Source organism: Streptococcus sp. ST14 (genome assembly GCF_046098195.1).
Lineage (GTDB): Bacteria > Bacillota > Bacilli > Lactobacillales > Streptococcaceae > Streptococcus.
The window spans coordinates 28,351-41,851 of sequence record NZ_JBJUSF010000013.1; the positions used below are offsets into that span (position 1 = coordinate 28,351).

Sequence of the window (13,501 nt, forward strand, 5' to 3'; positions counted from 1 at the left end):
TTATTTCGTTTGTCAATAAAAAAACATATATTCGTCGTAACTATATTATTCTGCATATTTTTATTTGGCTTTTAAAGCCGATAATATATGAGTTCTTATGTCCTCGACTCCATTAGGATTTGCTGGTAGGAAGATTGTATTATTACCCTCTTTATCTGCAAAATTATTCAACGTATCTAAATACTGGTTCGTTAATAGGATAGACATGATTTGTTCTTCAGTTAGCTCAACATTGGCTCCCTTTAACTCTTGGATAGAATCAGCTAGTCCGTCAACAATTGCTTTACGCTGCTCTGCAATCCCTACACCATGTAGGCGATCTTTTTCTGCTTCAGCTTCTGCTGCGGTCACGATTTTAATCTTATCTGCTTCAGCAAGCTCTTGCGCCGCAACTCTCTTACGTTGAGCCGCGTTAATTTCATTCATTGATTGTTTTACTTCAGCATCAGGTTCAACCTTAGTAATCAGCGTTTTGACAATGATATACCCATATGTAGACATTTCTTCAGCCACTTGTTTTTGAACTTCTAAGGCGATTTCATCCTTCTTCTCAAACAACTCATCTAGGGTTAGCTTTGGTACAGATGAACGCAAAGCATCTTCAATATAGGATTTAATTTGGGCTTCTGGACGCATCAATTTATAATAAGCATCTGTGACATTATTTTCATTCACTCGATACTGAGTTGCCACATTCATCGTTACAAATACATTATCTTGCGTCTTTGTCTCTACAACAATCTCACTTTGCAACAAGCGTAGTTGAACTCTTGCCGCAATCCTATCAATTCCAAAAGGAGCTCGTAAATGAATACCACTATTGCTCAACTTTTGGTATTTACCAAAGCGTTCTATGATAGCGACAGATTGTTGTCGAACCACATACACAGAACTAACCATAATCACTGATGCAATCACCACTAAAAACAATAAAACAAGTAAAATTTGTAAAACCATGGGAATCTCCCCCTTTCGTCACCCTCATTATAGCACCATCATCATTATTACGCAAATAATATGATAATAATTTTATTTTAGCTTAAACTAACATATTATACAACGTTTCGTTCCCATTCAAATTAATATAAGATGGGTCAAACTTTTCCATTCGATGAATCAATCCAGCATAGTCATGCTTATTGGCAAGAGCTACCCCAATCAAGACAGGGCCTGTCCCCTTGCTTGCTCGTTTGATATATTCAAAACGAGTGATGTCATCATTTGGCCCCAAAATGTCATTTACAAACTCTCGTAGAGCTCCTGGACGTTGTGGGAAATTCACTACAAAGTAATGCTTGATTCCATCGTAAATCAAGGCACGTTCTTCCATCTCTGGCATACGGTTGATATCGTTATTTCCTCCAGAAATGATACAACAAATCGTCCTGCCTTTGATATAGTCTGATAAAACTTCCAAGGCTGCAACACTGGCAGCTCCGGCTGGTTCTGCTACAATACCTTGTTTGGAATAAAGATCAATCAAGGTTTCGGAAATCAATCCCTCGTCCACCCCAATCAGCGTTTCAACATTTTTTCGGGTCGCTTCATAGGTTAATTGTCCAACCTTCTGCACAGCTATCCCATCAGCAAACTTATCAATTTCTTTTAACTTAACTGGTCCCCCAGCTTCAAAGGCAGCTTTCATAGAGCGAGCACCATTAGCTTCTACCCCGATCACTTCAATGGTCGGATTGGTTTCCTTGATGTAAGTTGAAACACCGGCAATCAATCCGCCACCACCTACTGGTACAAGTACTGTATCAAAATCAATAGACTCTTTACGGGCTTCTTCAAGAATCTCATAGGCTACCGTCCCTTGACCAGCCTGAACATGCGCATCATCAAAAGGATCGATGAAGGTGCGGTTTTCTGTCAATGTAAATTCTTGTGCCGCCTTAGCAGAAGCATCAAATGTATCCCCAACCAACTTGATTGTCACAAACTCTCCACCGAAAAAGCGAACCTGCCCAATCTTTTGTTGCGGTGTTGTGATGGGCATAAAAATGGTTGCAGGAATCTTCATCTCATTACAAGTATAGGCGACACCTTGGGCATGATTTCCCGCAGAGGCACAGACTACACCACGCTCACGTTCTTCTTTTGATAGTTGAGAAATGGCATAATAGGCTCCACGAATTTTAAAAGAGCGAACTCGTTGCGCATTCTCCTTTTTGAGATAAATCTTTGCTTGGTATTTTTCTGATAAATAATGATCATATTCTAGTGGTGTATCAACTACTACACCACTCAAAACTTTGTGGGCTTTCACCACATCTTTTGCACTTAGCATTGTCTCCTCCTCAAATACTGTTCAAGATAAAAAACGAGTTAGGTACCCCCAACTCGCCTTCTGTCTTTCTTTACAAGAATTAATTGTAGATTTTGAATGCATCATCGTCGTTTTTACCAACGAATGGCATTGCTTTACGCAATTCTGCACCAACTTTTTCAATTTCAAGGTTAGCTGCTTGTTCACGGTAAGCAGTCAATTTTGGACGTCCAGCTTTATAGTCATTTACAAAGTCATTTGCAAATTTACCATTTTGGATGTCTGCCAAGACAGCCTTCATATTTTCTTTAACTTGTTCAGTGATTACACGTGGACCTGATACATAGTCACCGTATTCAGCAGTGTTTGAAATAGATTGACGCATTTTCTTGAATCCACCTTCGTAGATCAAGTCAACGATCAATTTCATTTCGTGAAGAACTTCAAAGTAAGCCAATTCTGGAGCGTAACCTGCTTCTGTCAAGACTTCGAAACCTGCTTCGATAAGGGCAGTCAAACCACCACAAAGTACAGCTTGTTCACCAAACAAATCTTCTTCAGTTTCTTCTTTGTAAGTTGTTTCAAGAAGACCTACACGAGCCGCTCCAACACCTTTACACCAGTCCATAGCAATGTTTTTAGCATTTCCTGTTGCATCTTGGTATACTGCATAAAGAGCTGGAACACCAAATCCTTCTTCGTAAGTACGACGTACCAAGTGTCCTGGTCCTTTAGGAGCACACATGAAGACATCTACATCTGCAGGAACTTTGATAAATTCAAAGTGGATGTTGAAACCATGGGCAAATCCAACTGCGTTTCCAGCTTCCAAGTTTGGAGCGATTTCTGCTTCGTACAATTCTTGTTGAATTTCGTCTGGCGCCAAGATCATGATAACATCAGCCAACTTAGTAGCTTCTGCTACTGTGTAAGTATCAAATCCATCTTCTTTTGCTTTATCAAAAGATTTACCTGGACGTACACCGATAATAACGTCACGACCTGAATCACGCAAGTTTTGAGCATGCGCATGCCCTTGTGAACCATAACCGATAACGGCGATTTTTTTACCGTCAAGTGCTGCTACTTTAACATCTTTTTCATATTCCATTTGAACTGTCATAGCTTTTCTCTCTTTTCTATTATTTATTGCCTTTTAAGCTGGTTTAACAAATTTAAGTTGGATTTTTAATCGCGGGTAAATCCAGTTGCACCCGTTCGAGCAATATTGCGAATACCGTATGGGCGAATGACTCGCAATAGGGCTTCGCTCTTTTCTGCATTTCCCGTCATCTGAATGGTAATCGAGCTTGGCGCTACGTCTACCACTGTTGCACGGAAAGGTTGAATAATCGCTAAAATCTCAGCTCTCTTCTCAGCTGGTGCTGACATCTTAACCAAAATCACCTCGCGCTCCAAATGAGGCTTGTCTGTAATATCTCGAATGCGAATCACATCAATCTGACGATTGAGCTGTTTGATGATTTGCTCCACTTCATCATGAGAAGCAACATCAATAATAATAGTGATACGCGATACATTGGGGTTCTCTGTCGCACCAACTGAGATACTCTCAATATTGACTTGACGACGAGAAAGGACACCTGTAAAACGATTCAAAACTCCTGAACGGTTTTGCAATCTAGCTGTTAACATTCTACGCATGGAACTTCACCCCCAACATCTCATGATTGCTCTTACCAGCTGGTACCATCGGTAAGACCTGTTCCTTACGAGAAATATCCACCTCGATAAACATGGGCACATCCTCCAGAATGACTTCTAGATCCTTCTCTATCGTCTCTGGATTGTCAAATTTATAATTTTTAATGCCGTAGGCCTGTGCCATCAGCTGGAAGTCAGGAAGTGTATCAAAGACTGACTCTGAAGTTCTACCCTCATAGAAGGATTCCTGCCACTGACGAACCATTCCTAGTGAGTGGTTATTCAACATGACAACCTTAATCGGTACCTTGTAGATATTTAGGATTGCTAGCTCTTGGTTGGTCATTTGGAAACCACCATCACCGACAAAAAGGATGACTTCTTTTTCTGGATTGGCAATCTTGGCTCCGATAGCTGCAGGAACTCCGAATCCCATGGTACCCAAACCACCTGAAGTGACTAACTGACGCTCATTTTGGTAAGGATAATACTGAGCTGTCCACATTTGGTGTTGCCCGACGTCTGTGACAACAATGGCATCCCCATTTGTCAACTCACCGATGCGTTCAATAACAGCCTGAGGTTGAACCACACGTTCTTTCTTATCATAAGAACGAACTCGATTCTTGTCCTTGGTGACTTTTTCAATCCACTTTTCAGTATTGTTATGAACAGTTGGTTCTGCCAGTAGCATCTGCAAGGCTTTCTTAGCATCCCCCACCACAGGAATATCTGCACTGATAATCTTACCAATCTCAGCTGGGTCAACGTCGATATGGGCAACCTTAGCATTTTTAGCAAAGGTCTTGGGATTTCCAGTCAAGCGGTCATCGAAACGGCAACCAATACTAATCATAAAGTCCGCTTCCGTCATTGCAATGTTGGCTGCGAAAGAACCGTGCATTCCTCCCATTCCGAGGAATAGTGGATGGCTTGTTGCAATGGTTCCTTGCCCCAAAAGACTAGTGACTACTGGAATTTGGTAACGTTCAGCAAATTCATTGAGCTGCTTAGAAGCTTCCGCATAGCTGATACCACCGCCTGCTAACAAAACAGGTTTCTTGGCTTTTGACAATTGCTTCAAGATTTTCTTGATTTGCATGTCATTCGGATCAAGCGTCGGTTGGTAACTTGGTAAATTAACTTCTGGTGAATAGATGAAATCTGTCTCTAGAGCTGATACATCCTTTGGCAAGTCAATCACAACAGGACCTGGTCGACCTGTCGTTGCGATATGGACAGCTTCCGTAATGATACGAGGAATATCTGCGGTCTCACGAACTTGGTAATTGTACTTGGTAATGGGCATGGTAATCCCCACGATGTCTGCTTCTTGAAAGGCATCTTTCCCAATCCCAGCTCGCGCAACCTGACCTGTAAAGACCAAAAGGGGAACGCTATCGCTCATGGCATCTGCAATCCCTGTAATGGCATTTGTTGCTCCCGGTCCACTCGTGACGACGGCAACGCCCAACTTTCCAGTTGATTTGGCATATCCTTCAGCTTCGTGCAAACAACCTTGCTCATGGCGTCCCAAGATGTGGCGAATACCTTTAAAATTGTATATCGCATCATACAAAGGTAAGACCGCACCACCAGGATAACCAAAAACGGTATCAATCCCTAAGCCCCGAAGTGTTTCCAAAACTAGGTCCGACCCCGTCTTAGGGGATTCTAAACTGATTTTCTCCATTGTTCCCCTTTCTCTTCTCTTAAAAAAATAGCTTGTTACTATCATACCATTTTTTCAAAAATTTTCAAGGCAAAAGAGTCAATTTTCTGAATTTTCTATCTAAAAGTGTATTTATGAATCTTGTCCTCATTTTTATTAACTTTTCTGCGGAATTAGGAAGCTTTATTTACTTTAATTTATCAAATTAGAATATTTTCTTTCTGGATAGAATTAGTATTTTTCTCACTTAGCGACCAAATTTGTATACTATATTCAGCAAAAATGAATAGTTAAAGACAAAAAAAGGAAGCCACTAAGTGACTTCCTTCTAGAGTGAGGACTGATTAGTCTTCACCTTTGTTTTTCTTAATGATTTCTTCTTGTACTGACTTAGGTACATCTTCGTAGTGGTCAAATACCATCATGAATGTACCACGTCCTTGAGATGCAGAACGAAGAACTGTTGCGTAACCGAACATTTCAGCAAGCGGAACGTAAGCACGAACGATTTGGCTGTTACCGTGTGCTTCCATACCATCTACACGTCCACGACGAGCAGTTACGTGACCCATAACATCACCAAGGTTTTCTTCTGGAACAGTGATGGTTACAAGCATCATTGGTTCAAGGATAGCTGGTTGTGCTGATTTAGCAGCTTCTTTAAGGGCAAGTGAAGCCGCGATCTTGAAGGCAGTTTCAGATGAGTCGACATCGTGGTATGAACCATCGTAAAGTTTAGCTTTAACGTCAACCATTGGGTAACCTGCAAGAACTCCGTTAGCCATAGATTCTACCAAACCTTTTTCAACCGCTGGGATAAATTCACGAGGAACCACACCACCGACGATTGCGTTTTCGAATTCGAATCCTTTACCTTCTTCGTTTGGACTAAACTCAATCCATACATCACCGAATTGACCTTTACCACCAGACTGACGTTTGAAGAATCCACGTGCTTGAGTAGAAGCGCGGAATGTTTCACGGTAAGATACTTGAGGAGCACCTACGTTCGCTTCAACTTTGAACTCACGACGCATACGGTCAACAAGGACGTCAAGGTGAAGTTCACCCATACCAGAGATAACTGTTTCACCAGTTTCAACGTTTGTTTCAACGCGGAATGTTGGATCTTCTTCAGCCAATTTTTGAAGGGCGATACCCATCTTGTCTTGGTCAGCTTTAGATTTTGGCTCAACCATCAACTGGATAACTGGTTCTGGAACGTGGATTGACTCAAGGATGATTTTAGCTTTTTCATCTGTCAATGAATCACCAGTAGTTGTATCCTTCAAACCAATAGCAGCTGCAATATCACCAGCATAAACGGTTTCGATTTCTTGACGACTATTGGCATGCAATTGCACAAGACGTCCGATACGTTCACGTTTACCTTTAGATGTGTTTAACACGTATGAACCTGATTGAAGAACACCTGAGTATACACGGAAGAAGGTCAAACGACCTACGAATGGGTCTGTCATGATCTTGAAGGCAAGAGCTGCGAATGGCTCTTCGTCAGATGCTGGACGAGTTTCTTCTTCGTCTGTATCTGGATTAATACCTTTGATCGCTGGGATATCAAGTGGGCTTGGAAGGTAGTCGATAACCGCATCAAGCATCAATTGAACACCTTTGTTCTTGAAGGCAGAACCACACAATACTGGGAAGAATTCAACGTTGATAGTCGCTTTACGGATACCCGCTTTCAATTCTTCGTTAGTGATTTCTTCACCTTCGAGATATTTCATCATCAATTCTTCGTCAGTTTCAGCAACTGCTTCGATCAATTTTTCACGGTATTCTTGTGCTTGTTCAAGATATTCAGCTGGAATATCCTCTTCAAGGATATCTGTACCAAGGTCGTTTGTATAGATTTCAGCTTTCATCTTGATCAAGTCGATGATACCACGGAAGTCATCTTCAGCACCGATTGGCAATTGAATTGGGTGTGCGTTTGCTTGAAGACGATCGTGAAGTGTGCTTACTGAGTAAAGGAAGTCAGCACCGATTTTGTCCATTTTGTTGGCAAATACGATACGTGGAACTCCGTACTCAGTTGCTTGACGCCAAACTGTTTCAGTTTGAGGCTCAACACCTGATTGTGAGTCAAGAACAGTAACCGCACCGTCCAATACACGAAGAGAACGTTGTACTTCGATAGTGAAGTCCACGTGTCCTGGTGTGTCGATGATGTTTACGCGGTGGTTGTTCCATTGAGCTGTTGTCGCAGCAGATGTGATAGTGATACCACGTTCTTGCTCTTGCTCCATCCAGTCCATTTGTGACGCACCTTCGTGAGTTTCACCGATTTTGTGGATTTTACCAGTGTAGTAAAGAATACGCTCAGTAGTTGTTGTTTTACCGGCATCGACGTGAGCCATGATACCGATATTACGAGTTTTTTCAAGTGAAAATTCGCGTGCCATGAGGTTTGTTTCTCCTATTTATTTTAATTTCTATTCTATTATAACACGATTTTAATAAAAACGGATAGGCAGGACCTACCCGTTCTCAATGTTTATCTTGTTTTTGTTGGTTTCAACTTGTAGACAAGTTGAATTGAACTCGGGCTAGAAGCTCAAGTTAACTGATTTGAACCCGAGCGAGGCCCGGTGCAAAAAAGATAAACTGCTTTGTGTTCACGGAACACTTCATCAGTTTCCTATTTTTGCCTTGGGCCTTTACCGCTCTTGGTATCGTTTTATTACCAACGGAAGTGTGCGAAGGCACGGTTAGCTTCAGCCATACGGTGAGTGTCTTCACGTTTCTTAACTGCTGCACCAGTGTTGTTAGCAGCATCCAAGATTTCTTTTGCAAGACGGTCTTGCATTGTGTGTTCACCACGAAGGCGAGCGATGGTTACCAACCAACGAAGTCCAAGTGTTGTACGGCGTTCTGGACGAACTTCAACTGGGACTTGGTAGTTAGATCCACCAACACGACGTGCACGTACTTCAAGTACAGGCATGATGTTTTCCATAGCTGTTTCAAATACTTCAAGTGCATCGTTACCAGTAGCTTCTTTGATTTGCTCAAAAGCACCGTAAACGATTGAAGCAGCTGTACCACGTTTACCGTCAAGCATAACGCGGTTGATAAGACGAGTAACTAGTTGTGAATTGTAAAGCGGATCTGGCAATACATCACGTTTTGGAGCTCTATTTTTACGACTCATTTCTCTTTATCCCCTTTCCTTATGCTTTTGGACGTTTCGTACCGTATTTAGAACGGCCTTGTTTACGATCGTTAACACCTGCAGTATCAAGTGCACCACGGACGATATGGTAACGTACCCCTGGAAGGTCTTTTACACGTCCACCACGAAGAAGCACCACGCTGTGCTCTTGCAAGTTGTGTCCGATACCTGGGATGTAGGCAGTAACTTCGATAAGGTTGCTCAAACGTACACGAGCAAATTTACGAAGGGCAGAGTTAGGTTTTTTAGGTGTCATTGTTCCCACACGAGTTGCAACACCACGTTTTTGTGGTGAAGAAACGTTTGTTTGAACTTTTTTATGACTGTTGTAACCAACGTTCAAAGCTGGTGATTTAGATTTTTCTACTTTTGATTTACGCGGTTTGCGAACCAATTGGTTAATTGTAGGCATCTACATTCTCCTGTGTTTTTTTATTTTTGGTGATGATACACTTGGTGACAGCTACCATCTGTGTGTACTTTTGCAACATTTGTCAGCACGTCCCTGTACACTTTTGAGAGACCAAAAGTAAAAAGTACCGTCTATTATTGTAACACAATTTTTCCTTCATTGTCAAGATATTTTTCATTTTTGTATGCGGTAGAATTTTTTAGAACGCCTAAATTCATACATTTTTTAGGAGAACATCACCGAGTTTTAAAAAAAGACTGAACAAATTTCTTGCTCAGTCTTGACATTGATACAGTTATCAGGTATCATTAATTAAAGACTGAGTAAGAAGGACGTGTTCTTACTCGGTAAGGCGAGAAGTGTTAGCGCACTTTTCGTCTTTTTTTATTCGATTAATTTAAGTAAATTATAACACATTTTTACATACCATGCAAGCATTTTATGTTTGATTGTAGCACAAAAAGACCTTTTTTTATAAAGGTTATTGTTATATAACTTTTTATATACTTTATTATGTACTTCTATTGTTTTCGGAAGTAGGATAACCTTTTACTATCAGGGTAACATTGATATCTAGATGTATTTTCTTTTTCCGTTTTACTCATTCTCTTTTTAATGGTATAAGCAGAAACTTCCTCTAAAGAAATAAATTTTTCATAATCTTCTCTCCAGTTGCCAAAGAATAGTTCCCTCAAAGAATCTTCATAATTCAAAACAACTATTCGACTCATCGTTTCAGCTCCAGCAAGTGTCCAGTACATTCCTCTTTTTTTCATTCTATAAGTGACCTTCCGATGCTGACTTTCCATTATCCCGATTCCTGCATGACTGAATCCCCTTTGTTCGGCTGGTTTAGTGTATTGGAAATTTCTCAATATTTTACTCTTGAACTTCTCAAATATCTCTTGTTCTTCTTCTGTCTCGATATGACTTTCGGTCGTATCTAGGACAGTTCTCATTAACTGCTTATCATGTTGCTTAATCGCCTGGAAAGCTCTCTCTAATAGATCTTCAGAGTAAAATTTTAAATAATTCTTCAACTCCTTATTTACATGATACTCATCCCAAAAATGTTCGTGTCGTTTAATTCGCAAAACCTTCGCAATTTCTTTGAAAACATAGGGTGTATATCCATGACCTCCATCAGAGTTCGTAATCAATAAAGTCTGGTTCGTAATTTCGTAATTATTGAACAGATAATCGATCACCTGCTCCCTCACTAAGCGGTTGTCAAGGCCAATAAATTCTTTTTTGTCCTGGAGTTCAAATCGATTGCTGCCAACTTTCTGGCTTCCCGTATGGACTACAAAATGGGATAAATCATAATGTTTATTATCCTTTTGTGTGTCACGTGCTTTAACCATCACACCATCACCCTCAATATAAATAACCTGGGTTTTTCTTTTGCTAACTTCTTTATTCTCCTCATAATATCGATAGCCTTCTCTTTCCTCCAATAACTTCTCACAAATTTTTACGGCTTTTACTACAATTGGTTTTGTGATAGAGATGTGATAAGTCAATTGGATCACCTGAGTTACTTTATCATATGGCATTAAAGTAGATAATTTGGCCACCTGATACATAAATTCCCAGGAGAAGCGGACGTTCTTCTGAAGCCCTAACTTTTCATCTACTGGAATGACCCAATGATCTCCCTTTTTCCAACGCCTTCTTCTGAAAGTAAACTCTCCAAATGTAAAAGCGACGGTTCGCTCCATTGAATGAATACAGGTATAGCCCTTTGCTTTCATAACTGGAATCATCTCCTCATCATACCTAGAAACAAAATTATAAAATTCTTTTGCATTTTGAAACAGCAATTTATTTTTTAGTTCTCTCTCATCAAAGAAAGCCATTCAGAATCCTCCCTTATTAAAATTACGCTTATTTTAATAAATTTTGACCTGAATGTTCAAATAATCCTTTGTTCTGACAAAAAAAGAGCCTATCTTTTCAGATAAACTCTTACTTGTCATACCAGGGTTTCTCTTTCTTACTCAAATAGGATTTGCTCATTTCAATAGTAGCTATCCCCATAGGAATCAAAATAATACTCCATAAAACCGTCACAATTCCATCTGCAATAAAGGAAAAACCACCTGTAAAGTGAAGTCCCAAATACAGTAATAATACAACTGGAAGGAAAGCTGGAGCGAATTTCAAAACGGCCAACCCTAAAACAATTATAAACACCGTACTAAGTCCAAATGTTTTATAGAACACATAGATTGCTATAGCTCCGATAAAAATAAAGAACAGTTGAACAAGTCTTTTAATATCAATGAAAATCATCATAGATTCCTCCTACTTCATCAGTAATATTTTAAAATTTATTATCTCCTCGTGTCTGGATACCAAATAATTTTTGATAAGACACTCTATCCCAATCATGTTCTAAGTAGAAAAAACCTACAAGCGAGTACAATTTTGAAATACTTTTTCGAGATAATCCTTTCTTTTTCCAAAAACGATTATTCCTCCAGCTTTTTATAAAATTACTCTTTGATTTCAACTTTTCAATTTCTCCCAAAAGGGAATTGTTAGCCATCTTATAAAATGGGGCGTAAGATCCATATTTGGATTTGAATAGTTTGTTATACTCATATAATTCAAATAATCTAAACCAACTTTCGTGAAGTGATTTAAAAATATACTCTTCGTCCGACAATAAAGAATGGATCTGTAATGCAATGTCTTCAGAGATATTAAGAACATCCGTTAAATTTGAGATGAAGCTGATTTTAGATGTCTTATAAAAAAATCTAAATTCATCATCAGAATAAACATAATGAATGAGGTTATAAAGATTAACTTCAAGATTAACTTCAAGATTATTGAAATCCTTTGGCAAATTATTAACAGGAATACTATAAGTAGTATTTCCAGTTGTCTGATAGTGTTTCTTTGCAAACTCTAAATCACACTTTATACGCTCTTGGATGAAATCATTTTCTCGCTTTCTCTTCATTGACTCTTTTTCCCAAAAAATCCGCTCCTGTTCTTCGTTATATTGTGATTGTCTTTTCCAACTAGAATACGGCATCCCTGTAAAAACCATGCTACATTTCCTTTCTTATGGAACGCTATTTTTTCTTTCGCTCCATCTTTTCCCATTCTCTTATAATCAGATTCTCGATATAAGATGAAGCTGATTTTTCACCGTGATACTCTACTAAAGCATCTAGCATATCGTATCGAACATTATGATGTAAAGAGAATGGATATCTTTGCTTTTTGTTATAGCTTTCAGGAGACTTTCTAGCCTCCTGATTTTGTTTCCTCGATGAAGGAGTCTTTTCTCTCTTTGGTGTACTTTGGAATGTTTGTTTTACTTGTGCGAATCGATTCTCTGTCATGCTACCTCTCCTTCTAACACACTCAAAATATTTTCATATACGTAGTTTATATTATCATAAAACTTTTGATGTGTCTCTTGTTGGTTAGCTGTCATCTCTTCATGCTGCTCAAAGACACTCTGACTGATCACAAGACTTTTGGCCATGAGCTCTTTCTCCTGGATAGATCCCAGGTAAGCCTGATCTTCTTCAACAACTTCTAAAAATTGTTTACAGGTGTCTGTTACATTGTTTCCAACGTACTTAATCTTATTTCCAATAAGATAAGGTTCTGCTTTAACATAGCTTTTCTTGGTAATAACTTCGATAGCTTCGCTCTTAATGAAGTCTACAAAATTTTTCAAAGATAACCAGGCACGAAAACCATTTAGAGAGGCATCAGAAACAGCCAAGACAATATCTGATACAGCTATAAAATTTGCTGTAACTAAACTCTCATCATTGTGCGTATCAATCAGAATGACATCAAATTGTGCTTCTAACTCTTCGTAATGTTCGCTAAACCACATAAACAACTGGAGATACTTGTTGTTTCGACTAGCAAGATCTAACTGCTCATCTGTCAAACGCTCATCACCACAAATCAAACTGAGATTTTCTGATATTGGAACAATCTCATACTCTCCAGTCGTAAATATATCATAGACGGTTTTCTCACATTTTACATCAAATGTTCTTGTCAAATTACATTCCCAAGCTCCATCAATGAGTAGTGTTCTAAGCCCCTTAACACGTGCCAACCAATCCCCTTCATTAAAGGTATCTGTAGTCTTACCACCGCCACCTTTTCCTAAGTTTGTAGTCTGAATCTTCATGATTCCCTCCTTAGATAATTGTATATTTTGTTATATAACTTTTTATATACTTAATTATATCTAAAACAACTTTGTTTGTCAATATAAAAGCACAAAAAGTTATATAACTTTTT

At 39.2% G+C, this 13,501-nt stretch carries 13 protein-coding genes; all 13 read right to left on the minus strand.

Annotation, left to right across the window (positions count from 1 at the left end; translation table 11 throughout):
- Window positions 1-60: 60 nt before the first annotated feature.
- The 13 genes from ACIY19_RS05715 to ACIY19_RS05775 all read right to left on the minus strand — a co-directional run bounded on the left by ACIY19_RS05715 (window position 61) and on the right by ACIY19_RS05775 (window position 13,388).
- Complete coding sequence (locus ACIY19_RS05715; RefSeq protein ID WP_000244062.1) at window positions 61-957, minus strand: SPFH domain-containing protein; 897 nt, start codon at window positions 955-957, stop codon at window positions 61-63.
- Window positions 958-1,039: 82 nt separating this feature from the next.
- Window positions 1,040-2,290 carry a threonine ammonia-lyase IlvA gene (gene ilvA, locus ACIY19_RS05720; RefSeq protein WP_409002917.1) on the minus strand — a complete coding sequence of 417 codons (1,251 nt, stop codon included), beginning with the start codon at window positions 2,288-2,290 and terminating at the stop codon, window positions 1,040-1,042.
- Between the two features lie 79 nt (window positions 2,291-2,369).
- Window positions 2,370-3,392 (minus strand): ketol-acid reductoisomerase, encoded by a 1,023-nt coding sequence (gene ilvC / locus ACIY19_RS05725; RefSeq protein WP_000218054.1) that lies wholly within the window; start codon window positions 3,390-3,392, stop codon window positions 2,370-2,372.
- Between the two features lie 65 nt (window positions 3,393-3,457).
- The gene (gene ilvN / locus ACIY19_RS05730) at window positions 3,458-3,934 is read right to left on the minus strand and encodes an acetolactate synthase small subunit (RefSeq protein ID WP_409002918.1); all 477 of its coding nucleotides are present in this window, start codon (window positions 3,932-3,934) and stop codon (window positions 3,458-3,460) included.
- On the minus strand, window positions 3,927-5,627 hold the full coding sequence (locus ACIY19_RS05735) for an acetolactate synthase large subunit (protein WP_409002919.1): 1,701 nt from the start codon (window positions 5,625-5,627) through the stop codon (window positions 3,927-3,929). Before ACIY19_RS05735 ends, ilvN begins: the two co-directional genes overlap by 8 nt.
- Before the next feature lie 323 nt (window positions 5,628-5,950).
- Window positions 5,951-8,032, minus strand: coding sequence for an elongation factor G (gene fusA, locus ACIY19_RS05740; RefSeq protein WP_409002920.1), 2,082 nt, complete (start codon window positions 8,030-8,032; stop codon window positions 5,951-5,953).
- Window positions 8,033-8,310: 278 nt separating this feature from the next.
- Window positions 8,311-8,781: a 30S ribosomal protein S7 gene (rpsG, locus tag ACIY19_RS05745; protein WP_000087873.1), complete on the minus strand. Its 471-nt coding sequence runs from the start codon at window positions 8,779-8,781 to the stop codon at window positions 8,311-8,313.
- A gap of 19 nt (window positions 8,782-8,800) precedes the next feature.
- Window positions 8,801-9,214: a 30S ribosomal protein S12 gene (gene rpsL / locus ACIY19_RS05750; RefSeq protein ID WP_001142332.1), complete on the minus strand. Its 414-nt coding sequence runs from the start codon at window positions 9,212-9,214 to the stop codon at window positions 8,801-8,803.
- Window positions 9,215-9,735: 521 nt separating this feature from the next.
- Complete coding sequence (locus ACIY19_RS05755) at window positions 9,736-11,073, minus strand: ISLre2 family transposase (protein WP_409002921.1); 1,338 nt, start codon at window positions 11,071-11,073, stop codon at window positions 9,736-9,738.
- A gap of 109 nt (window positions 11,074-11,182) precedes the next feature.
- A complete protein-coding gene (locus ACIY19_RS05760) occupies window positions 11,183-11,512 on the minus strand; it encodes a hypothetical protein (protein ID WP_006152272.1) in 330 nt (109 codons plus the stop codon).
- 28 nt (window positions 11,513-11,540) lie between these two features.
- Complete coding sequence (locus tag ACIY19_RS05765; RefSeq protein WP_409002922.1) at window positions 11,541-12,275, minus strand: hypothetical protein; 735 nt, start codon at window positions 12,273-12,275, stop codon at window positions 11,541-11,543.
- Window positions 12,276-12,300: 25 nt separating this feature from the next.
- Entirely contained in the window at window positions 12,301-12,573 is a 273-nt protein-coding gene (locus ACIY19_RS05770; protein WP_409002923.1) for a hypothetical protein, read from the minus strand.
- Window positions 12,570-13,388, minus strand: coding sequence for a ParA family protein (locus tag ACIY19_RS05775; protein WP_000701737.1), 819 nt, complete (start codon window positions 13,386-13,388; stop codon window positions 12,570-12,572). The genes ACIY19_RS05770 and ACIY19_RS05775 overlap by 4 nt, the downstream gene beginning before the upstream one ends.
- Window positions 13,389-13,501: the final 113 nt, after the last annotated feature.